This window comes from Prevotella sp. E13-17 (genome assembly GCF_022024035.1).
GTDB lineage: Bacteria > Bacteroidota > Bacteroidia > Bacteroidales > Bacteroidaceae > Prevotella.
Genome location: NZ_CP091787.1, coordinates 1,318,987 through 1,342,132, shown reverse-complemented (window position 1 = coordinate 1,342,132; position 23,146 = coordinate 1,318,987). Strand labels below are relative to the sequence as shown.

The 23,146-nt window shown below is 46.3% G+C and carries 20 protein-coding genes; 8 read left to right on the top strand and 12 right to left on the bottom strand.

The genetic code is table 11. The features are described from left to right. The first annotated feature begins 177 nt into the window (after positions 1 to 177). From L6472_RS05020 to L6472_RS05005, 4 genes are all read left to right on the top strand, one after another. Entirely contained in the window at positions 178 to 1,380 is a 1,203-nt protein-coding gene (locus L6472_RS05020) for a pyridoxal phosphate-dependent aminotransferase (protein ID WP_237807544.1), read from the top strand. After that, positions 1,373 to 2,623, top strand: coding sequence for an FtsX-like permease family protein (locus tag L6472_RS05015; protein WP_237807543.1), 1,251 nt, complete (start codon positions 1,373 to 1,375; stop codon positions 2,621 to 2,623). Before L6472_RS05020 ends, L6472_RS05015 begins: the two co-directional genes overlap by 8 nt. Positions 2,624 to 2,767: 144 nt before the next feature. Continuing rightward, positions 2,768 to 4,423, top strand: coding sequence for an AMP-binding protein (locus tag L6472_RS05010; RefSeq protein ID WP_237807542.1), 1,656 nt, complete (start codon positions 2,768 to 2,770; stop codon positions 4,421 to 4,423). Positions 4,424 to 4,432: 9 nt separating this feature from the next. Then, complete coding sequence (locus tag L6472_RS05005; protein ID WP_237807541.1) at positions 4,433 to 6,094, top strand: AMP-binding protein; 1,662 nt, start codon at positions 4,433 to 4,435, stop codon at positions 6,092 to 6,094. 149 nt (positions 6,095 to 6,243) lie between these two features. Here L6472_RS05005 and L6472_RS05000 read toward each other — a convergent pair whose 3' ends face one another. Together L6472_RS05000 and lepA are read right to left on the bottom strand one after the other, a co-directional pair. Beyond that, a complete protein-coding gene (locus tag L6472_RS05000; protein WP_237807540.1) occupies positions 6,244 to 6,846 on the bottom strand; it encodes a Crp/Fnr family transcriptional regulator in 603 nt (200 codons plus the stop codon). Positions 6,847 to 6,892: 46 nt separating this feature from the next. After that, on the bottom strand, positions 6,893 to 8,674 hold the full coding sequence (gene lepA / locus L6472_RS04995; RefSeq protein ID WP_237807539.1) for a translation elongation factor 4: 1,782 nt from the start codon (positions 8,672 to 8,674) through the stop codon (positions 6,893 to 6,895). 112 nt (positions 8,675 to 8,786) lie between these two features. Between lepA and L6472_RS04990 the strand changes: the two genes are divergently transcribed. Continuing rightward, the gene (locus L6472_RS04990) at positions 8,787 to 9,167 is read left to right on the top strand and encodes a hypothetical protein (protein ID WP_237807538.1); all 381 of its coding nucleotides are present in this window, start codon (positions 8,787 to 8,789) and stop codon (positions 9,165 to 9,167) included. Positions 9,168 to 9,341: 174 nt separating this feature from the next. Here the strand turns inward: L6472_RS04990 and L6472_RS04985 are convergent, their stop codons facing one another. The 8 genes from L6472_RS04985 to L6472_RS04950 form a co-directional block, all read right to left on the bottom strand. Continuing rightward, complete coding sequence (locus tag L6472_RS04985; protein WP_237807537.1) at positions 9,342 to 10,073, bottom strand: YebC/PmpR family DNA-binding transcriptional regulator; 732 nt, start codon at positions 10,071 to 10,073, stop codon at positions 9,342 to 9,344. Positions 10,074 to 10,110: 37 nt separating this feature from the next. Continuing rightward, positions 10,111 to 12,558: a phenylalanine--tRNA ligase subunit beta gene (pheT, locus tag L6472_RS04980; protein ID WP_237807536.1), complete on the bottom strand. Its 2,448-nt coding sequence runs from the start codon at positions 12,556 to 12,558 to the stop codon at positions 10,111 to 10,113. A gap of 235 nt (positions 12,559 to 12,793) precedes the next feature. Continuing rightward, positions 12,794 to 13,588, bottom strand: a complete 795-nt coding sequence (locus tag L6472_RS04975) for a prephenate dehydrogenase/arogenate dehydrogenase family protein (protein ID WP_237807535.1) — start codon at positions 13,586 to 13,588, stop codon at positions 12,794 to 12,796. 137 nt (positions 13,589 to 13,725) lie between these two features. Continuing rightward, positions 13,726 to 14,790, bottom strand: coding sequence for a bifunctional 3-deoxy-7-phosphoheptulonate synthase/chorismate mutase type II (locus L6472_RS04970; RefSeq protein WP_237807534.1), 1,065 nt, complete (start codon positions 14,788 to 14,790; stop codon positions 13,726 to 13,728). Positions 14,791 to 14,968: 178 nt separating this feature from the next. Then, positions 14,969 to 15,334: a four helix bundle protein gene (locus tag L6472_RS04965; protein ID WP_237807980.1), complete on the bottom strand. Its 366-nt coding sequence runs from the start codon at positions 15,332 to 15,334 to the stop codon at positions 14,969 to 14,971. A gap of 21 nt (positions 15,335 to 15,355) precedes the next feature. Continuing rightward, positions 15,356 to 16,516 carry a pyridoxal phosphate-dependent aminotransferase gene (locus L6472_RS04960; protein ID WP_237807978.1) on the bottom strand — a complete coding sequence of 387 codons (1,161 nt, stop codon included), beginning with the start codon at positions 16,514 to 16,516 and terminating at the stop codon, positions 15,356 to 15,358. A gap of 169 nt (positions 16,517 to 16,685) precedes the next feature. Then, entirely contained in the window at positions 16,686 to 17,516 is an 831-nt protein-coding gene (locus tag L6472_RS04955) for a prephenate dehydratase (protein ID WP_237807533.1), read from the bottom strand. A gap of 230 nt (positions 17,517 to 17,746) precedes the next feature. Continuing rightward, positions 17,747 to 18,625, bottom strand: a complete 879-nt coding sequence (locus L6472_RS04950) for a lipopolysaccharide assembly protein LapB (protein WP_237807532.1) — start codon at positions 18,623 to 18,625, stop codon at positions 17,747 to 17,749. A gap of 90 nt (positions 18,626 to 18,715) precedes the next feature. On the opposite strand from L6472_RS04950, the gene L6472_RS04945 reads away from it, so the two are divergent. Both L6472_RS04945 and tatC read left to right on the top strand, forming a co-directional pair. Continuing rightward, on the top strand, positions 18,716 to 18,928 hold the full coding sequence (locus L6472_RS04945) for a twin-arginine translocase TatA/TatE family subunit (protein WP_237807530.1): 213 nt from the start codon (positions 18,716 to 18,718) through the stop codon (positions 18,926 to 18,928). Further along, entirely contained in the window at positions 18,918 to 19,679 is a 762-nt protein-coding gene (gene tatC / locus L6472_RS04940) for a twin-arginine translocase subunit TatC (protein ID WP_237807529.1), read from the top strand. The genes L6472_RS04945 and tatC overlap by 11 nt, the downstream gene beginning before the upstream one ends. 280 nt (positions 19,680 to 19,959) lie before the next feature. On the opposite strand, the gene L6472_RS04935 is transcribed toward tatC, so the two are convergent. Both L6472_RS04935 and L6472_RS04930 read right to left on the bottom strand, forming a co-directional pair. Then, positions 19,960 to 20,058: a smalltalk protein gene (locus L6472_RS04935; RefSeq protein WP_155808313.1), complete on the bottom strand. Its 99-nt coding sequence runs from the start codon at positions 20,056 to 20,058 to the stop codon at positions 19,960 to 19,962. Positions 20,059 to 20,299: 241 nt separating this feature from the next. Next, the gene (locus L6472_RS04930) at positions 20,300 to 20,746 is read right to left on the bottom strand and encodes an HU family DNA-binding protein (RefSeq protein WP_237807528.1); all 447 of its coding nucleotides are present in this window, start codon (positions 20,744 to 20,746) and stop codon (positions 20,300 to 20,302) included. 893 nt (positions 20,747 to 21,639) lie between these two features. Here L6472_RS04930 and L6472_RS04925 point away from each other — a divergent pair. Further along, the gene (locus L6472_RS04925; RefSeq protein ID WP_237807527.1) at positions 21,640 to 23,124 is read left to right on the top strand and encodes a 4Fe-4S binding protein; all 1,485 of its coding nucleotides are present in this window, start codon (positions 21,640 to 21,642) and stop codon (positions 23,122 to 23,124) included. The last annotated feature ends 22 nt before the right edge of the window (positions 23,125 to 23,146 follow it).

Below are 23,146 nucleotides of genomic sequence, written 5' to 3'. Positions count from 1 at the left end.
GCTTAAAGCCATAGAAAAGATGCACAGCGACACACCAGAACAACACCAATCGCATTCAAAAATGAATGATTTCACAAAAACTTACTCATCAAAACACAAAAAATCTGTTTACGCATGACTTTTTTGGGACTATTTTAGTATCTTTGCACATTGAAACAAAAAAATTTCTATTAGAAGATGCCTGAGATATCAGTACGCGGACTTGAAATGCCTGAATCGCCAATCAGGAAATTGGCCCCTTTGGCTGCTGCCGCAAAGAAAAGAGGTACACACGTTTACCATCTAAACATTGGTCAACCCGACCTGCCCACGCCACAAGTGGGATTGGATGCGTTGAAAACTATCGACCGCAACATATTGGAATATTCGCCCTCGCAGGGCTATCTGAGCTATCGCGAGAAACTGGTGAACTACTATGCCAAATACAATATCAGCGTCACAGCCGATGACATCATCATCACAAGTGGCGGTAGCGAGGCTGTTCTCTTTGCATTCATGTCGTGTCTGAATCCTGGCGACGAAATCATTGTACCAGAGCCAGCATATGCCAACTACATGGCTTTTGCCATTTCGGCTGGCGCAAAGATACGCACCATAGCAACCACCATTGAGGAGGGCTTCTCGCTACCCAAGGTAGAGAAGTTCGAAGAGTTAATCAATGAGCGTACGCGCGCCATCATGATTTGCAATCCCAACAACCCCACAGGCTACCTTTACACCCGTCGCGAAATGAACCAAATCCGCGACTTGGTGAAGAAATACGACCTGTACCTCTTCTCCGACGAGGTTTATCGTGAGTATATCTACACCGGTTCGCCCTATATTTCCGCCTGTCATCTGGAAGGCATCGAGCAGAACGTCATCTTGATTGATTCGGTATCTAAGCGCTATTCTGAATGCGGAATTCGTATTGGCGCCCTTATTACCAAAAATAAAGAGGTCCGCGCAGCCGTCATGAAGTTTTGTCAGGCGCGACTCTCTCCTCCCCTTATCGGACAAATTGTGGCAGAAGCATCACTGGATGCCCCTGAAGACTACTATCGTGATGTTTACGATGAGTATGTTGAACGGCGTAAATGTCTGATAGATGGACTGAACCGCATACCTGGAGTCTATTCGCCAATCCCCATGGGAGCATTCTACACCGTAGCAAAACTACCTGTGGACGACAGTGAAAAGTTCTGCCGTTGGTGCCTGAGCGAATTTGAATACGAAGGCGCCACGGTGATGATGGCACCCGCAGCCGGATTCTACACCACCCCCGGAGCAGGCATCAACCAAGTACGCATAGCCTACGTACTGAAAAAAGAAGACCTGACAAAGGCACTGGTTGTGCTACAGAAAGCATTGGAAGCCTATCCTGGCAGAGTGAATGAGTAATCTCCCACTTTTTCTTGCGCGTCATATTTACGACGAGAAGGGCGACAGAAAGAAGGTCAGTCGTCCAGCGATTCGTATTGCCACCATTGGCGTTGCCATAGGATTGGCAGTCATGATTGTGACCGTTAGTGTAGTGATGGGATTCAAACATACCATTCGCGACAAGGTGGCTGGCTTTGGCAGCCATATTCAAATACAGAACATATTTGCCTACACACAAGCTGGCAACTTTCCCATTTGTCTTGGCGACAGCCTGACAAACGCACTCGGTCAGGTCAGCGAAGTACGCCATATTCAGCGCTATACCCACACACAAGGCATCCTAAAAACAGATGACGACTTCATGGGAGTTATGCTGAAAGGACTCGGTTCAGAATACGACACACAGTTTCTGAAAGCGTGCATGATAGAGGGAGAACTTCCCATTTTCTGTGATTCCACATCGAAATACCCACTGGTCATTTCAAAAACGATGGCCGACAAACTACATTTGAATGTCGGCGACCGACTGTTTGCCTATTTCATTAACAACGACGACATCAAGACACGCCGCTTCACTATCAAGGGTATCTACCAAACAAACATGAAGCGTTTCGATGATTTATTCTGCCTGACAGACATCTATGCCACCAACAAACTGAATGGTTGGCGCATGGATCAATGCTCGGGAGCAGAACTTCTGGTCAACGACTTCACACAATTAGAGAACACATTTCCACAAATAGCCGAGATAGCAAACCAGACACACGACAAGGACGAGCAGACACTGGCTGCCCAAACCATCATGCAGGCCTATCCACAGGTATTCTCATGGTTAGGCTTACTCGACATCAACGTGTGGATAATCCTTGCTCTCATGATAGCTGTAGCAGGTTTTACTATGATTAGCGGCCTACTGATAATCATATTGGAACGCACACAGATGATTGGCATACTGAAAGCTTTGGGTGCACGCAATAGCACCATCCGACACACCTTCTTGTGGTTTGCCGCCTTTATCATCGGAAGAGGACTGCTCTGGGGCAACATCATAGGTCTTGGCATCGTAGTCCTGCAAATAGAAACCGGCTTCGTTTCATTGGATCCTCAAACCTATTATGTCAATGAAGCACCAATGGAAATAAACATCCCCATCATCATTGCACTCAACATAGCTACACTGATAATCAGTGTTCTCGTGCTGATTGCTCCCAGCTATCTTGTATCAAGAATCCATCCAGCTCGCTCAATGAGGTACGAATAGGAATCCAAACTCAATATTTCCTATTATTTGTTCTATTTCAAACCTAACAGAAATAAAACCTGCATAAAAACAAAATACTGCACAAAAAATTTTGGAATGTGCAGAAAATAATGTACCTTTGCACAAAATTTCGAAAATTGTGCAATGGACAACTGTTCAAGTTTTAACAAATACGTACAAGAGACTATTGTCAAATACTGGGATCAAGACGCCTTAACAGACTATCAAGGAGCCACCCTTCAATTTCATGACGTAGCTCGAAAAATAGAGAAATTGCATATTGCATTTGAAAGTTGCAATATACAGAAAGGTGATAAAATAGCCATTTGTGGACGCAACTCAGCCCACTGGGCAGTAGCTTTCCTTGCCACACTGACTTATGGCGCAGTGGCAGTTCCAATTCTTCATGAGTTCAACGCAGAACAGATACATAACATCGTGAACCACTCGGGTTCGCGCGTGCTGTTCGTTGGTGACTTTGTAGCTAAAGAAATCAATCCCGACGAGATGCCCCAGCTGGAAGGTATCGTCAACCTGCCCGATTTCTCACTGATGCTATCACGCTCAGAAAAACTAACCTATGCCCGCGAGCATCTCAACATGATGTTTGGCAGTAAGTATCCACGAGCTTTCCGTAAGGAAGACATAAACTACCATGAGGATAGCGATGACGAGCTTGCACTCATCAACTACACCAGCGGAACGACAGGTTTCTCAAAAGGAGTCATGCTGCCCTATCGTGCAATCATGGGCAATTTGATGTTTTGCATCAACCGCCTAGGCAAGTTAGTAAAACCGGGCGACCCTCTGCTATCCATCCTTCCAATGGCTCACATGTATGGCATGGCCGTAGAATTCATCTTTGGATTCTGCAATGGCTGTCACCTATTCTTCCTCAATCGTCTTCCTTCACCTTCGCTCATTGCAAAGGCATTCACAGACATACGACCCACCTTGGTCGTCTCGGTGCCACTTATCATCGAGAAGATTATTCGCAAGAAGGTATTCCCCGTCATACAGACCAACCGCATGAAGTTGTTGATGGCAATGCCTATCGTTTCGCAAAAAGTAAAACACCGCATTTACGAACAAGTTTATGCTGCTTTTGGTGGTCGTGCCTACGAAGTGATTGTGGGCGGAGCGGCACTTTCAAAAGAAGTCGAAGAGTTCCTGATAAACATCAACTTCCCCGTCACCGTAGGATATGGAGCCACAGAATGCGCACCACTTATCAGCTATTGCGATTGGACAGAGTTTATGCCAAGTTCATGCGGACGTCCCGTTGACGGCATGGAAGTACGCATTTTGAGTGATGATCCCGCTAACATTCCTGGCGAGATTATCACCCGCGGACAAAACGTGATGCTGGGCTACTACAAGAACGAAGAAGCAACTAACCAAGCCATTGACAAGGATGGTTGGTATCATACCGGCGACCTGGGTACGATGGATGCCGAAGGTAACATCTTTATACGTGGACGAATCAAAAACATGCTGCTCGGATCAAGTGGACAAAACGTATATCCTGAGGAAATAGAAGACAAGCTCAGTTCGATGCCAATGGTTAGCGAATGTCTGGTCATACAGCGTGGCGACAAGCTGATAGCATTGGTCTATCCCGACCAAGACGAGATTGTAAACTTCAGCCAAGATGAATTAGAAGCCGTCATGGAGCAGAATCGCGAGAATCTTAATGCACTCTTACCACCATTCAGCCGCATCAGCGCTATCGAATTGCGTCAGGAAGAATTCCAGAAGACTCCTAAAAAGAGCATTAAAAGATACCTATACCAAGAATAAAATACAATTATGGAACACATACCAAGTTTTAACGAACTCATTGAAAAAAGCATCCTTGACAATTGGGATCTTGATGCACTTACTGACTATAAGGGTCAGACGCTGCAATATCATGACGTCGCTCGTAAAATTGAAAAGGTACATATACTATTTGAGAACTCTGGTGTCAAGAAGGGTGACAAGATTGCGCTCTGCGGCCGCAACAGCAGTCAGTGGGCAGTGGCTTTCCTTGCCACACTAACCTATGGTGCAATAGCAGTACCCATTCTGCACGAGTTCATGCCAGACCAGATTCATAACATAGTGAATCACTCGGATGCAAAACTGCTGTTTGCCGGTGATCATGTGGCTGGAACTATCGATCCAGAGCAGATGCCCGGATTGGAAGGCATCATTCGAAACACCGACTACTCGCTCATTGTATCGCGCTCTGAAAAGCTGACCTATGCCCGCGAGAATCTGAACGCACTCTACGGACAGAAATTTCCAAAGTATTTCCGTAAAGAACATGTTCACTATTATCATGAGGAGAATGGAGACGAGTTGGCACTTATCAACTATACCAGCGGTACCACAGGCTTCTCTAAAGGTGTAATGATACCCTATCGCGCCGTATGGTCTAACTACGATTTTGCAGAGAACGTTCTTGGCAACACCATAAAAAAGGGCGATAACATCATCTCTATCCTGCCAATGGCCCACATGTATGGCATGGCTTTTGAATTCTTATTCGAATTTCTGCATGGTTGTCATGTGTTCTATCTGAACCGCACACCTTCGCCCGCCATTATCGCACAGGCCTTTGCTGATGTCAAGCCGAAGATTATTATTGCTGTACCATTGGTCATCGAGAAGATTATTCGTAAGAAGGTATTCCCCAAGATTCAGAACAACCGCATGCGCTTGCTGCTACAAATGCCTATCATCTCAACTAAAGTGCGTGACATGATCTGCAAAGAAGTGTTGAAGGCCTTTGGTGGTGAAATGTATGAGGTTATCATTGGAGGTGCTGCTTTCAATCAGGAAGTAGAGCAGTTCTTGAAGCGCATCAACTTCCCCTACACCGTAGGATATGGTGCTACAGAATGTGCGCCCATCATCTGCTACGAAGATTTCCACGACTTCAAACCGGGTTCATGCGGCAAAGCTGTGCTCCACATGGAAGTGAAGATTGACTCACCCGACCCGGAACACATCCCTGGCGAGATATTGGCTCGAGGACTGAATGTGATGCTTGGCTACTATAAGAATCCTGAGGCAACAGCTGAGACCATCGACAAGGATGGTTGGTACCACACTGGTGATCTGGGCACAATGGATTATGAAGGCAATGTCTTTATCAACGGACGCTCAAAGAACATGCTGCTGGGTGCTAACGGTCAAAACATCTACCCAGAGGAGATTGAAGACAAGTTGAACTCCATGACCATGGTGGTAGAGAGCATTGTAGTACAACGCGATACTAAGTTGGTAGCATTGATACACCCAGACTTGGAAGAGGCAAAGGCAATGAACTTTACGAAGGAGGACCTGATGGGAATTATGGAACAAAATCGTCAAACCCTCAATGAACAGCTGCCTGCCTACGAGAAGATTTCAGAAGTAGAAATACGAGAAGAGGAATTTGAAAAGACGCCTAAAAAGAGTATCAAACGATACCTTTACAAATAAGAGACAGCGTAACCACGTGGAATTGACGCCTTCTCACTCATAAAAAAGCATAAGCCGCGATAGTCATAGTAAACTTTCGCGGCTTATGCTTTTATGATTGGACTCTGCTATCTTTCTTTGATTATACGTATCTTTCAGTCTGCTGGCACTTATCCATTCAACAGTGTAGCCGTTCTTACTCGACTCAGTGTCTCTGGGGTCATCTGCAGATAGCTTGCAATATATACCAAAGGGGCGCGCAATACCAATTGAGGGGCTGTCTTTACCAATTTCTGGTAGCGATCCTGTGCACTCTCAAAACGCAACATGTCTGCATGCTGTTGACTGATGATAAGCGATTCTTCCAATATCTTTCGATAAAGCATCTGGATGTTTACGCTCTTCATAGCAGCCATCTCCAGTTCGTGCATCGGGATAGCAAAGATGATTGTTGGTTCCAAAGCCTGAATAATCTGCATAGATGGAGTCTCTTTAAACAGGCTCTCAATACTCATACAAATGGTGTTCTCTGTAGCCATATACTCGGTCAGTTCTTTGTTATTCTTGTAGTAGAACTGACGCACAAGACCTTTTACGATCCAAAAGATGTGGCGGCACACTTGCCCTTCATCAAGGATTTTCTCGCCCTTAGAGAACTTCATGGGCACAAGGATACTCTCCAAGATGTCAAGTTCATCGTGGGTCATCGTACTGTAACGACGCGCTAACTCGCGGGCTACGTCTCTGGTTGTTAAACTTAGGTTCGTTGGCATTGTTTCTTTTACTCCTTTCTTTAATTATAGTTCTAGTAGATTGTCTTTAGTCTAGTTTCAAAACTGCCAAGAATGCCTTTTGGGGCACCTCAACATTACCAATTTGCTTCATGCGTTTCTTTCCACGTTTCTGCTTTTCCAACAACTTACGTTTACGGCTTACATCACCGCCATAACACTTGGCCAGCACATCCTTACGGACTTGCTTAACTGTCTCGCGTGCAATAATCTTTGCACCGATAGCTGCCTGTATGGCAATATCGAACTGCTGACGCGGAATTAGCTCTTTCAGTTTCTCACACATACGGCGCCCGAAAGTCACTGCATTATCCTGATGAGTTAATGTCGAAAGTGCATCCACAGGTTCGCCATTGAGAAGGATATCAAGTTTGATTAGTTTGGATGGACGGAATGAATCTATATGATAATCGAAAGATGCATATCCTTTAGAGATACTCTTCAACTTATCATAGAAGTCAATCACGATTTCGCCCAAAGGCAACATGAAATGCAACTCTACACGATTTCCACTGACATACTGCTGATCAAGCAGTTCGCCACGCTTATCCAGACATAGCGTCATAATAGGACCGATAAAGTCTGCTGCCGTTATAATAGAAGCACGGATGTACGGCTCCTCTATATGGTCTATAAGTGTCTGGTCGGGTAATCCTGATGGATTGTGGACTTCCTTCACCTCCCCCTGCTTTGTATAACACATATAAGACACGTTTGGCACCGTGGTAATGACATCCATGTCAAACTCACGATCCAGTCGCTCCTGCACAATCTCCATGTGGAGCAAGCCCAGGAAACCACAACGGAATCCAAAACCCAAAGCTACCGAAGACTCTGGCTGAAACGTCAGCGAGGCATCATTCAACTGTAACTTCTCTAACGAAGCACGCAAATTCTCATAGTCAGCAGGATCAATAGGATAAACGCCGGCAAACACCATTGGCTTCACCTCTTGGAATCCTTCAATAGCTTTCTCACATGGGCGCTCTACGTGAGTGATTGTATCACCCACCTTCACTTCCTTCGAATTCTTTATTCCACTAATGATATAGCCTACATCGCCAGTGCGCAGCTCATTCCGGGGTATCATATCCATCTTCAAGACGCCCACCTCGTCAGCATCGTATTCCATTCCGGTATTAAAGAACTTTACTTTATCGCCTTTACGAATAACACCGTTTGTTATTTTAAAGTATGCAATAATACCTCTAAAAGAATTAAACACTGAGTCGAAAATCAGAGCTTGCAGCGGTGCTTTCTCATCACCCTCTGGATGAGGAATACGATCAACTACAGCATTAAGAATATCATCAACACCCTCGCCCGTCTTTCCACTGGCTCGAATAATATCTTCAGGATTACAACCTATCAAATCTACAATCTCGTCCTCGACCTCATCAGGCATTGCACTGGGCATATCAATCTTGTTGATAACAGGAATAATCTCCAGATTATTATCAATAGCCATATAGAGGTTTGATATTGTTTGTGCCTGCACGCCCTGTGTAGCATCGACTACAAGCAAAGCACCTTCGCAAGCAGCAATGCTTCTTGACACCTCATACGAGAAATCCACGTGTCCCGGAGTATCAATCAGATTCAAAATATATTTTTCTCCATCACGCTCATATTCCATTTGGATGGCATGACTCTTAATTGTTATGCCGCGTTCGCGCTCAAGATCCATATCGTCGAGCATTTGTCCTTCTGTTACCTGAATAGTCTTTGTGCGCTCCAATAATCTGTCGGCCAAGGTTGATTTACCGTGGTCTATATGTGCGATGATACAGAAATTTCTGATATTCTTCATTATGATGTTCTTCTCTTTAAACTGCAAAAGTACAAAAAAAACATCAAACTAACCGCATTTTTACTTTTTTTTCGTAATTTTGCAATCAAAAAAAATCAAAACAGTTACAAATATGAAGCATATTCTATCACTTGCTGTTTTAAGCATCATCTTCGTATCTTGTCAGGAGTCTTTAGAAGAACGTATTGCCCGAGAAAACAAAGAATTTACTCAGACCAAGTGTCCGATGCCGCTGAATACAGAAAGTACGATGTATCTTGACAGCATTGTATTCGACAAAACCACACATACACAGAGTCAATATTTCCGCATCAGTGACTTTGCCATTCCCACTAATCAACTTCGACAAGCGCTTGTCAACGAGTTAAGACAAGAACCCAAATACAAGGTACACCGTGAAAAGGGTTATAGTTTCCACTACGTCTATCGACATTTGAACAATCCAGACAGCATTCTTTTCGAAACAACGATCATTAAGAAAGATTATCAATAACTGATTATCAATGCCAACCCTCAAAAACAAGCAATAGCAAAAGATAACAGCGAAATCTTTTTCAAATAGTCTGTTTTCAACAAAAGAACGTACATAATAACGTTAAAAACAAATCAAAAATAGCGAAGCTTTAAGAAAGAAGCTCCGCTATTTTTGATGGACTTACCACAACACTTATGCCTCCTCAGGTTTCATGTTGGTATAAACGGTCTGAACGTCATCGAAGTCCTCAAGTTTCTCAATCATCTTATCGATAGTTTCGCGCTCCTCTGGTGTCACTTCCTTCAAGTCGTTAGGAATACGAGTAAACTCGGCACCTGTAACTTCGAAGCCATTTTCCTCCAGATGTTTCTGCACGGCGCTGAAACTTGAAGGGTCAGCATAGATAGTAATGCTGTTTTCCTCCTCATCCTCGTCATACTCGTCCTCTACACCATAGTCAATCAAATCGAGAATCATCTCGTCCATGTCCAATCCATCCTTCTTTTTGAAGGTGAACACACTCTTATAGTCAAACAAAAACGACAATGATCCTTGAGTGCCCAGATTACCATTGAACTTGTTGAACACCGAACGAACGTCGCCCACAGTACGAGTGGTGTTGTCGGTCAGTGTCTCCACAAAGATTGCAATTCCATGAGGTCCATATCCCTCATATGTCACCTCCTTATAGTCACTCTGGTCCTTACCCATTGCATTCTTGATGGCACGCTCGATATTGTCCTTCGGCATGTTCTCACGCTTAGCGTTGGCAATGATAGCACGCAGTGCTGGGTTGTTCTCGGGCTCAGGACCACCAGCCTTTACAGCGATAGCAATCTGCTTACCAATCTTAGTAAATGTCTTGGCCATGTGGCCCCATCTCTTCAGCTTTGTAGCTTTACGATATTCAAATGCTCTTCCCATTTTTTATAATTGATATTTTATAATTGACAATTGATAATTACCGAAGCTCTGCATTTAACTGTTTCTTCAGCTGAGCAATCAACTTCTGCATGACAGCATCAATCTGCTTGTCGTTCATAGTCTTTTCAGTGTCCTGAAGAATAAAGTTTACTGCATAAGACTTTTTGCCATTTGGCAGATTTTTGCCTTCATAAACGTCGAAGAGCTCCACTTTCTTCAGTAATTTCTTTTCCGTCTGACGAGCTATCTGCTCAATCTGGGCAAATTCTACGGCGTTATCGACCAGCAGAGCCAGATCACGACTAACAGCAGGATGCTTAGAAATCTCTGTAAACGTCACCTCATTCTTCTTCGTTGCCTTCATGAGCTGTGTCCAGTTGAGCTCAGCAAAGTAAACAGCCTGCTGCAGGTCGAACTGCTTCAAGAGTTTCTTTGACAGGATGCCCATCTCGATGAGTTTCTTGCCACCACGATTCTCTATGACGATACCAGCAGAGAAGTTAGGATTCTCACTCTTCTTCTGCACCATCAGACCCTGTTTCATGCCTATACGGCTCAGAATATTCTGCACGTGTGCAGCCAGTTCAAAGTAAGTACTATCCTCGTTAGGATGCGCCCAAGAGCCCTCTACGCGCTTACCTGTCACCCAGATACCCATGAAGTTCTCCTCCTTGTAGGCCTGCATCGGGTTGTCCTCGTCATGCTTCTCGGGGTCGTAGAAATAGCAGTTGCCAAACTCAAAGAAACGCAGGTTTGCATTCTTACGCTTCACGTTGTGCTCAATGCTCTCCAATCCACCATAAAGCAAGGTCTGTCGCATCACTCCCAGATCACTTGACAGTGGGTTCATAATTTTCACCACCGTGTCATTCTCAGCATAGTAAGCAGTCTTGGTCAGTGAGTTGTTGAGAATCTCATTGAAACCAGCACCCACCAACTGCTCAGAAACCAAATTCTGCAGTTTGTGCTTGCGGTCTTCTTCTGCCTTAATGACGAGGCTTGACTTCAGCTGTGTGGGAATCTCCACGTTATTATATCCATAGATGCGGAGGATATCTTCTACCACATCGCAGGGGCGCTGCACGTCCACACGATAAGCAGGAATCTCCAGTTTCAGACCTTCAACTGTTTCCTCAAGCACCTTCATCTCCAGTGTCTCGCAAATATTCTTGATGGTCTCTACGGGTATGTCCTTACCTACCAGATTGTGCACATAGCTATACTTCAAGTCAACTACAGCGTTATCTATCTTCTCTGGATAAATGTCGCAAATCTGCATTGACACCTTTCCACCAGCCAGCTCTTTACAGAGCAGAGCAGCCTGCTTCAGCGCATAGATAATGCCATTGGGATCAATACCACGCTCAAAACGGAACGAGGCATCAGTAGAAAGCCCATGACGGCGAGCCGATTTACGAATCCACGTGGGATGGAAATAGGCGCTCTCCAACACGACATTCTTTGTGGTCTCATAGGTTCCACTTCCCTTTCCGCCGAACACGCCAGCGATACACATTGGTTCTTCAGCATTGCAAATTGCCAAGTCACGCTCAGAAAGTTTGTGTTCCTCACCGTCGAGAGTGATGAATGGAGTTCCCTCAGGCATCGTCTTCACCACGATCTTATGTCCCTTTACCATATCGGCATCAAAGGTATGCAGAGGCTGACCATAGGCCATCATCACATAGTTGGTGATGTCCACAATATTATTAATAGGACGAAGACCTATAGTGGTCAACTTATTTTTCAGCCAGTCGGGCGACTCTTTTACCTCGCAGTCAGAAATGCTCACGCAGGCATAGCGTTTACAAGCCTCCGTGTTTTGTATTTCCACCTCAATGGGCAGGTCGTTATTATCAACTTTGAAATCTTCAACGCCAGGACGATGCAGGCTTGTCTCGTAACCATTCTGCTTCAACCAAGCATAAAGGTCGCGGGCCACGCCCCAATGCGAGAGCGCATCAGCACGGTTGGCTGTGATATCCACTTCGATGAGCCAGTCACTCTCCAGATTGTAATATTCTGCTGCGGGCGTACCCACCTCTGCATTCTCTGGCAACACGATGATACCATCGTGACTGGTGCCTATTCCGATTTCATCTTCGGCACAAATCATGCCGTTCGACTCAACACCACGCAATTTTGATTTCTTGATAACAAACTCCTGGTCGCCATCATAGAGCACACACCCCAAGTCTGCCACAATCACTTTCTGACCAGCAGCCACATTGGGGGCTCCACACACGATTTGCGAAGGTTCGCCCTTGCCCAGGTCAACAGTTGTTACATGTAAGTGATCAGAATTAGGATGCGCTTCGCAAGTGAGCACCTTGCCCACATAAAGCCCTTTCAATCCACCACGTATGGATTGCACTTCTTCAAGAGCGTCAACTTCAAGTCCCGTAGAGGTCAGCGCATCACATACCTGCTGCGGCGAAAGGTCGAAATCAACGTATTCTTTCAGCCATTTATAAGAAATATTCATTCCTAAAACAATTGTTTAAATTCGAATTCGGCTGCAAAGGTACGAATAAACGAGCAAAGAACAAAATAAAAGCTCGCTTTTTATTTTTTCTTTCGAGTGCAAGTACCTTCTTAAGACTCGTTCCACTCGAATAAGCGTCGCAAAGCGCTGAGCGCGACGCAGTCAAAGGTACTAAAAAAAATGAAAGACCCATCATATTCCTGACGAATCTTTCATTCTATTTTGAGTAAAAAAACTATTGCTTTATCTCGATATCTCTTCGCACGTTATCACGAATCTTGTTGAGATAGCGCCTCATGCCATCAGCATCTTTCTGATCAATAATCTCAAGCAGTTCTTTCAGTTCTGTGCGTATTTGCGCCACCTGATCGTGTGTATAGGGATTGAACAGTATTTCCTGCAACAGATAGTCATCTTCGTTCAGCACACCTTTGGCAATGCGCATATGTCGCTTGAAAGTGGTGCCTGGTGCATCCTGATGCTTCATCACAGCGGCAAAGACGAAGGTTGAGACAAAGGGTATGCTCAGTGAGTATGCCACCGTCTTGTCGTGTTGCTCGAAGGTGTACTCATAGATATTGAGTCCCAGTTTGTTGTAAAGGTCTTTAAAGAAACAACGCCCCATGCAGTCGCCTTCCTGGATGATGATGGCGTTCTCCTCGGAGAGTTGCTGCAGGTTGGCAAACGTTGGTCCAAACATGGGGTGCGTGGAAACATAGCGCATGCCCGTCTGTTCATAGAATTCTTTCAGGTCTGTCTTCACACTGGCGATATCACTGATGATGCACTCTTTGGGCAGATAAGGTATCACCTCTTTAAACACAGGAATGGTGTATTTCAGTGTCACTGCATTGATTAGCAATTCCGGCTCGAAGGCCTTGATTTCCTCGTAGGTAGTAAACCGTTGGCAGTTGTAAGTGAAACGCATACGCTTGGCATCGCGTTCGAAAACAGCCACCTCATGGTCGAAGCTCAGCAGGTCGATGAAGAAACTCCCCATCTTTCCTGCTCCCATAACTAATATTTTCATAAAAAAGACTCTCACCCGCCCCCTCCCTATGAGGGAGGGGAGTAGAATGTTTTGTCGGGGTATTCTACTTGATTAAGTTTTTATTATTTCAGAAGTAACCACTCCCCTCCCTCTAGGGAGGGGCTGGGGGGTGGGTCTTACTTATTAATAATTTCAATTTGTTGACGTACACTCTCTTCGTGAATGCCCTCGAAGACCTTGGCTACGAAGTCGGCACCCATGCCCAGCAGCGAGCCCTGCGCACCGCGCTTGGCCAAGATTTCATTATAGCGTGACGTCTGCAGCACAGTCATGTTATGTTCTTTCTTATACTGGCCAATCTCACGACATACGCGCATACGCTTGGCCAAGAGGTCCATCAACTGGTTGTCAAGTTCGTCAATCTGCTTGCGCAACTGCTGTATTCCTTCCGTGGTGGTGTGCTCGTCGCGGACAACCAACAGAGAGAGAATGTAGTCAAGCACATCAGGAGTCACCTGCTGAGCAGCATCGCTCCACGCTTTGTCGGGATCGCAATGACTTTCAACAATAAGTCCATCAAAGCCCAAATCCATAGCTTGCTGACAGAGTGGTGCAATCAGTTCGCGGCGACCGCCAATGTGAGATGGGTCACAGATGATGGGCAGCTCGGAGATGCGGCGATGCAGTTCAATAGGTATTTGCCACATAGGCATATTGCGATATATCTTCTTGTCGTAGGAAGAGAAACCACGATGAATAGCTCCCAAACGCTTTACGCCAGCCTGGTTGAGACGTTCCAGAGCTCCGATCCAAAGCTCAAGGTCAGGGTTCACAGGGTTCTTGACAAACACTGGCACATCGACGCCCTGAAGCGAGTCGGCCAGTGCCTGCATGGCAAAGGGGTTTGCAGATGTGCGAGCACCAATCCAGAGAATATCTATGCCATATTTCAAAGCCAATTCTACATGTTCGGGGGTAGCCACCTCGGTAGAAACCAGCATCTTTGTTTCATCCTTTACCTGCTTCAACCATTTCAGTGCGGGTTCACCATGCCCTTCGAAGCCACCGGGTTTGGTACGAGGCTTCCACACACCAGCACGGAAGTTATGGCAGCCTTTCATGGCCAGTTGTTTTGCTGTAGTCATCACTTGCTCCTCGGTCTCAGCAGAACAGGGGCCTGCAATCACGAAAGGACGTTCATTGTCACTTGGCAAATTCAATGGTGATAATTCTAGTTCCATATTCTTTAAAATTTAAGAATTGAAGAATTGAAGTTTTTTTAGAATTTAAGAATTGAAGAATTGAAGAATTGAAGTTTTTTTAGAATTGAAAGTTTAAGAATTGAAATCCTTCAATTTTTCAATCTTTCAATTTTTCAATCTTTCTTCATCTTTCAATTTTTCAATCTTTCTTCATCTTTCAATTCTCCTCCATAACGTTATCTTTTGTTTTCTTTATTGTATTTACTAATGTTCCTATTATAATACGCAAATCCTTCATCATCGATTCATGTTCATTCTCTGTTAGGTATGAAGCTTTGTATAACAGTGTCAACCAATACTTCGTTTCATTTCCTTCTTTCAATGATATGTATAACTTCGATAGAAAATCTGCTTTACTTTGCGCATGCTCACTTTCCGCGATATTTGCTCCGATACTAGTACCACTACGCAATAACTGCTTTGACATTACATATTCCTGCTTGTCATCACACAGATACTTGTACAAGTTTACTATTCTCAGTGCAAAATCCATGCTCAAGTTTGCAATCACAATTTCTTTCATCACATGAAAAACTTCAATTTTTCAATCCTTCAATTTTTCAATTCTTTGAAGCGCTTGTTTTATCTTGTCCTCTTTGGCACACAGCGAAATACGTATGTAGCGTTCGCCATTAGATCCGAAGATGAAGCCTGGTGTAATAAAGACACGAGCCTCATGGAGCACGCGTTCGGTCAGGTCTTCAACGTTCTCGATGCTGTCGGGTATGCGTCCCCAGAGGAACATGCCCACCTGATTCTTGTCATACGTACAGCCGAGTGCATCCATAATCTTCTCTGCCCACTGTCGTCGGCAGGCATAGGTCTCTATGTTGTACTGGCGGTGCCAGCACTCATCGTTGTTGAGAGCCTCGGCAGCAGCCAGCTGAATACCTCTGAAGGTACCACTATCCACATTGCTTTTGATCTTCAGTATCCACTGTATGAACTGCGCATTAGACACACACATACCTACACGCCATCCTGGCATGTTGTGACTCTTCGACATGGAGTTGAACTCTATGCAGCAATCCTTGGCGCCTGGCACTTGCAGCAGCGAGAGTCGCTCTTCACTAAGAATAAAGCTGTAGGGATTGTCGTTCACCACCACGATGTTGTGCTGCTTGGCAAACTGTACCAATCGCTCGTAGGTGGCTCGCTGGGCACGCCCGCCCGTAGGCATATTGGGATAGTTGGTCCACATGATCTTTACACGCGTGAGGTCCATTTTCTCCAGTTCGTCGAAATCGGGCTGCCATTCGTTGTTTTCGCACAGATTATAGTTCACAATCTTAGCGCCCAGAATCTTCGAGAGCGAAGTGTAGGTTGGATAGCCGGGATTAGGCACCAGCACCTCGTCGCCTGGGTTCACGAAAGCCAGTGTGACATGCAGAATGCCTTCTTTCGAGCCGATGAGTGGCAGCACCTCGGATTTTCCGTCAATATCCACATCGTACCAACGCTTATAGAATCGGGCCATTGCCTCGCGTAGCTCCGGCGTGCCCATCGTGGGCTGATAGCCGTGGGCGGTGGGTTCGTTGGCCACCTCACAAAGTTTGTCAATGGTCTGTTTCGAAGGCGGCATATCGGGACTGCCGATAGCCAGGGAGATGATGTCCTTGCCTTCTGCATTCAGTTGAGCTACCTCTTTCAGCTTACGACTGAAATAGTACTCCTGTACTAAGTTCAGCCTGTCGGCTGGTAAAATTGAAGAATTGAAAGATTGAAGAGTTGAAGTTCTCTTCTCCTTTCCAATTTCTTCACTACCTGTATTTTCTTTTGTTTCCATATACTATTTCAATTCTTCAATTTTTCAATCCTTCAATTTTTCAATTTTTCAATCCTTCAATTTTTCAATTTTTCAATCCTTCAATCCTTCAAATCGCCCTATACTCTCCAAGAATTTTCAAGTCGCGCGTCAGGGGTATAATGGCATCTACTGCCTGACGATAGCGGGTCAGATCGCTATAGGTCACATCGACATAGAACAGATACTCCCACTCCTTACCGATGATGGGCAGCGACTGGATTTTTGTCAGATTTATCTTATAGAACGACAAGATGGCGAGCACAGCCGAGAGCGAACCCTCTTCGTGGGGCAACGAGAAGACGATGCTGGCCTTGTTGCTCTCTACGAGTGGGCGCAGCATGTCGGCCTTCTGAGGCATGGAGCACACCAGGAAGCGGGTGAAGTTGTGCTTGTTGTCCTCGATGCTGTTTTCCAGTACTTTCAATCCATAGAGCTTGGCTGCTTCGGCATGACAGATAGCAGCCCATCCGCGATGGTGTCCTTCGGCAATCATCTTGGCAGATCCAGCGGTGTCATCGCCTTCAACGATGCGCAACGTGGGGTGATGCTCCAGGTAGTGGCGCGTCTGCATCAGAGCTACGGGATGCGAGTGCACCTCGGTGATGGTGTCCCAGTCATCCTCGGGCAGACAGCAGATGCAGTGGGTGATGTGCAACTTGTGCTCGCCCACCACGGTGGTGCCACTGTCGCGCAGCAACTCGTAGTTGTGCAGCAGCGAACCGGCTATGGTGTTCTCGATGGCTGCCATACCAATGACGGTGGGATCCTGGCGCACACTCTCGAACACTTGTTCAAAGGTGTTGCAACAAATCAACTGCAACTGCTCGCCCTCGAAATACTGATGGGCGGCTATGTCGTGAAACGACCCCGTAATGCCTTGTATCGCTATTCTTTTCATGTTCTAAAAAGGAAGCCCCACTTTCACTCTTCGTGAAGCGGGGCCTTATTAAATTTTTTAATTCTTCAATTCTTTAATTTTACATACGACTACCCGCTTCACAATTGCTTGTAAAGTAATAATAAAAATAGAAGTATGCATTAAATTTCGTCATTTTTGTTACTAATTGTAATTATCGGGTGCAAAAGTATAACAAATTCGTCAAACAGCCAAACTTTTTCCGAGTTTTTTTACAATCCAAATGGATTTATGGCTGAATAGACGCGTTTCATGTGCTGTTCTACGCCTTCGGCAGAATAGTCGCCGCTGACGTCGGCCAACTCATTCGGGTTCAATTCGAGCACCTTCTGCATGTCTTCCTCGGCACCTTTCTTATCGCCTGCATCATAACGCAGCCGACCGCGCTCATGATAGGCTTCAAGATGGAAGGGGTTCATGTCTATCAGCTTGTCATACAAGTTCAACGCCTCAGAGCTTTGCCCAGCAGCTTGGGCCAGTCGGGCAGCAGCCAGCACCACGTCTTCATGATCGGCATTGTGGGCCATCAGCCAATCGACATCTTCCTTGGCTCCCTTCACCTCTCCCATCTTGGTCAGGACTTGAGCACGCAACAGACGTGCATCAGCAAAGTCGGGTTCCAGCACAATGGCCTTCGTCAACCTGGCGATGGCACCAATCACGTCTCCACGACCTGCACAAGCCTGAGCAATTAAATAATGTACGCGTGAATGAGTTTCATCTATCGCCAAGGCCTGCTGACACAGATTGTCCATCTCGTCATAGTCTTCCTGCATATAGGCCACATGGGCTGCCTGCAACAGCACTTCAACGTTGTCGGGGGCCAACTGATGCAGTGCCTTTAGCTCAGCCACAGCCTCTGCCAACTGTCCTTGATGTATGAGTGCCTGCGACAGATAGTCGCGCACTTCCAGGTCTTCTTGTATTTTCAACGCCTCGCGAAAGCACTTCACAGCATAGTCAAACTGCCCCATACGCATGGCCTTGACGCCATCATACTTCAACAGGTCGAACTGCTTGGCTTCGACACTTTTTTTCTCTTCCTCGGGGGTTTCAGTACTACCACCCAACAACATTTTCCAGAATCCCATGATTGTATGCTTAAAATTTTGTGTGCAAAGTTACGAAAAAAGAATTAAAATGCGTACCTTTGTCCCGATGATTTAAATCATATTATTTTTATGTTAGCAACAAAAACATTACTGCTTTTAGGGCTGGGTGCACCAGAGTTGCTCTTCATCGCCCTCATCGTATTGCTGCTCTTTGGTGGCTCAAAGATTCCCGAACTGATGCGTGGTTTGGGCAAAGGCGTGAAAAGCTTCAAAGAGGGCATGAACGAAGTTGGCGACGTGAAATCTGACATCGAAGACCAAGCGAAAGGGGATGAGAAATAACGAGGCAGCCACCTTCTGGCAGCATCTCGACATCCTGCGCTGGGTGATTCTTCGCTCGCTTGGCGTGGTAGTGGCCGTGGGCACGGTGGTCTTCTGTCTGAAGGACTGGCTCTTTGCACTGGTACTGGCGCCCAGCAGCAGTCAGTTTGTCACATTTCGCTGGCTGCACACCGAACCTTTTACGCTACATCTGATCAATACGGGGCTCACCGAACAATTCATGACACACATGCGCATGTCCATGTATGCCGGCTTGCTATGTGCTGCGCCTTACGTGTTGTTTGAGCTGTTCCGCTTCATCTCGCCAGGACTCTACCGCCAGGAGCGCCGTGTTGCGTTGTGGATCACGCTATCGGGCTACCTGATGTTCATGCTGGGCACACTCGTGTGCTACATGCTCATATTCCCTCTCACTGTGCGTTTTCTGGGCACCTACCAGGTCAGCCCTAATGTCAGCAACATGCTCACGCTTCAGAGCTATGCCGACACGCTCGTATCCATGAGTCTGGTCATGGGCGTCGTCTTCGAGTTGCCCGTGGTCTGTGCCATCCTTGGTCGTCTGGGGGTCATTTCCCCCACCCTGATGACCCGCTATCGTCGCCATGCTATCGTCGCCATCCTCGTAGTGGCAGCCATCATCACCCCCACCACCGATGTTTTCACCCTTCTTCTTGTATCACTTCCCATCGCCCTGCTCTACGAAATCAGTATCTTCATTGTCAAAATTTCCAAAAAGAACAACCCCCTCTAAATCTCCCCAAGGGGGAGACTTTCTTACCTCCCCCTCCCCTTGGGAGGGTCGGGGTGGGGTCGTTGTGTTGTGTTGTTTTCCTCCCCTCCCATGTAGGGGAGGGGTCGGGGGTGGGGTCAGTATTGTTCTAACTGCCAATGGAGATACAGACCCCACCCCTGCCCCTCCCCTTGAAGGGAGGGGAGTGCCTACGTAGTCAACCAACCCCCTCTAAATCTCCCCAAGGGGGAGACTTTCTTACTTCCAACCCCCTCCCCTTGGGAGGGATGGGGAGGGGTTCCTAATTCATACAACTTGCCACGCCGAGGCTGGTGGCGATAGCCGTAAGGATGGCGATAACAGTTTGCAATACAAACTTCCAAGTTTCTAGTTTCTTCATAGTATTATTCGGTTAATTTGGTTAATTACGATTTGGGGCCGCCTGCGGCGGGAAATTATTCAAAATTTGATTCAAAATTAAACAGAGATTTATATCCCTTCGGCTTGTGTCAGGCGAGAAAGAAAATAAAAATGAGAAATTTTGTTTTCAATTTTGAAAAATTTGACTTTCCCTGTCGGCCGTCGAGCTATACCTTCCCTGCGAAGCAGGCCAAACCTCTCTGCGGGAGGGGTTTGAGGGGTTAGTCCTCATTCTCCCCCTGCTCCTTTTCATTTTCACTCGCATCAGGCTCAATCTCGAAGCGAGCGTTCTTCTTGAACGTAGGACTAGCGTACTCCGAGAACTTCTTCTTGTCGCCATTGAACTTCACCTGCAGGTGCTTGATGTTCTGCACTCCGAACTCCTCCGCCGATTCAGCACCGCAGGTACTCATCTTCAGCGAGAACGTGCCCAGACCGTCGAGCTTGATCTTGTAGCCCTCGTGCAGCAGTTCCTCGAAGCAGAGCACAAAGCGCTCGATGACACCCTTCACCACATCGGAGGTGTAGATGGTGCCGTGCTTGGAGATGTGGCGGCACAGGTCGTCGGTAGAGAGCGTATCGTTGTAGTTCACGCGTCCGTACCACTTACCGAACATCTTCGAGTTCTTCACCTGGTTCACATACTTTTTGATTCTAAGTTTTGCCATAATTTTTCGTGTGTTTTTAATGGTTAGAAAGTTAATGATTCATTTGCCCTCAGAAAAGCGCTCATTTGCCCCTAGAAAACTCATGATTTGCTATTTCTTGAATGCACCAGCAAAGGTACTAAAAATATCTGAGATACGCAAATATTTTGGTAATTATTTTGATATATTTTTCTGTAAGCACTATTCATGTTCGCTACCTGTCTTGTCCTTGTTTCGTGCCATCGTGCCATCGTGCCATTTCGAAAATCAAAAGTTTGTGTTAATCTTGTCTATTGATATTTATATATAATATTATATATTATAATATATAATATTATATATAAATATTTAAACACCTTTTCTACGAAGACTCCCCAACTTTGAAAAAACAAAATGGCACGATGGCACGATGGCACGTTTGTGGCATTGCGTGTACTTCCCTAGAAAAAGTTGATAGCTCTCGTGTTGCAGCGTTGCAGCGTTGCAGTTATAAAAACAACTACTGTATATATCAAAATTTAACTCTATATTTATATATAAATATAGAAGTATTTTTCGAGTATATACACACCCTTTCGAGAACTGCAACACTGCAACAGTGCAGCGCTTTTTGTACTACCCTAGAAAAGTTGCCCTCCCCATATTTTTTTCGATTTCTTGCCAAAGTATTCGTAAACCGCAAAACCAGTGTTGTATCTTTGCATCGTGAATCTAAAACGGCCATTTAAGCCGGCAAGAGGGCCCGAATTAGGAGCTAAAAGTGATACTGTTAACTGGCGAAAGAAGCCAAACAGGAAATTTCAGCAGCCTGCAGTCCTCTTTATCGCATACAAACCTACAAAAAGGAAGAGCTTTGTTTGGCATTCTCAACTTTATTTCATATCTTTGCACCATATAAAAAGACCCTCGTTTCTATGCTAAAGAAAACAAGAAAAATACTTGGAATCACCTGCCTCGCAGGACTCACACTGCTGTTTCTCGACTTTACCGGCACACTGCACCTCTATCTAGGATGGATTGCCAAAATGCAGGTACTGGAGGCCGTGCTGGCCGTCAATGTTGCAGTCATCGTCCTGCTGGCTATAACCACACTGATATTCGGCCGCATCTACTGTTCGGTGATTTGCCCTCTGGGTATCATGCAAGACATATTCGGATGGTTAGGTAAGAAATCTAAGAAGAACCGCTATACTTATTCCAAAGCCCTGTCGTGGTTACGCTACAGCATGCTTGGCATCTTCATTGCAGCCTTGATCGCAGGCGTTGGCACGCTGGTGCAGCTGTTGGCGCCCTACTCGGCCTTTGGCCGCATAGCCACCACACTGCTGCAGCCACTGTGGATGCTGGGCAACAACGCTCTGGCTGCCGTGGCCGAGCACTACGAGAGCTACACCTTCTACAGCGTGGACGTATGGATGCGATCGCTGCCTGTGTTCATCATCGCCCTGCTGACGCTGGCTGTGTTGGCAGTGCTGGCATGGAGAAACGGCCGTACCTACTGCAACACCGTCTGCCCTGTGGGCACCGCGCTGTCACTACTGTCGCGCTTCTCGCTGCTGAAAGTGCGCTTCGACAAGAGCAAATGCCGCAACTGCTCACTGTGCACCAAGAACTGCAAGGCTGCCTGCATCGACTTCAAGAATCATCAGGTAGATTATTCGCGTTGCGTGGTATGTGGCGACTGCATAGACAGTTGCAAGTTTGGCGCACTGAAATACACAACCGGTTTTAACAAGACGGAGAAAAAGAAGGAGGATAAAGATGCTAATGGTCTCTCGCGTCGCTCGTTCCTGCTCACCTCTGCACTGATGGCTACTGCCGCAATGGCTGAGGAGACAGAAGCGCTGGTAGATGGCGGACTAGCCGACATCGTAGAAAAGAAGGCTCCCACACGCACCACCCCACTGGTGCCCCCTGGCGCTCTGTCGTTGAAAAATATGGCGCAGCGCTGCACTGGCTGTCAGTTGTGTGTATCGGAATGTCCCAACGGCATACTGCGCCCCTCTACTGATATGATGCACCTCATGCAACCCGTGATGTCGTTCGAACGCGGCTTCTGTCGCCCAGAGTGCACGCGCTGCTCGGACGTATGTCCCGCAGGCGCCATCAAGCCTCTGGACGCCATCGAGAAGTCGAGCATACAGATAGGCCACGCCGTGGTGGCTGCCGACTTCTGCATCTCGGCATTGGGCGAAGCTGAATGTGGCAACTGCGAGCGCCACTGTCCTGCCGGCGCTATTGAGATGGTGCCAGTGGACCCCAACAACGAGGAGTCGAACTATGTACCTGCCGTCAACGAGGAGATTTGCATCGGCTGCGGAGCCTGCGAGCACCTCTGCCCCGTACGCCCGCTATCGGCCATCCACGTGGAGGGACACGAAGTACACAAGATGATCTAACTAATCATAACAAGGAAAAGAG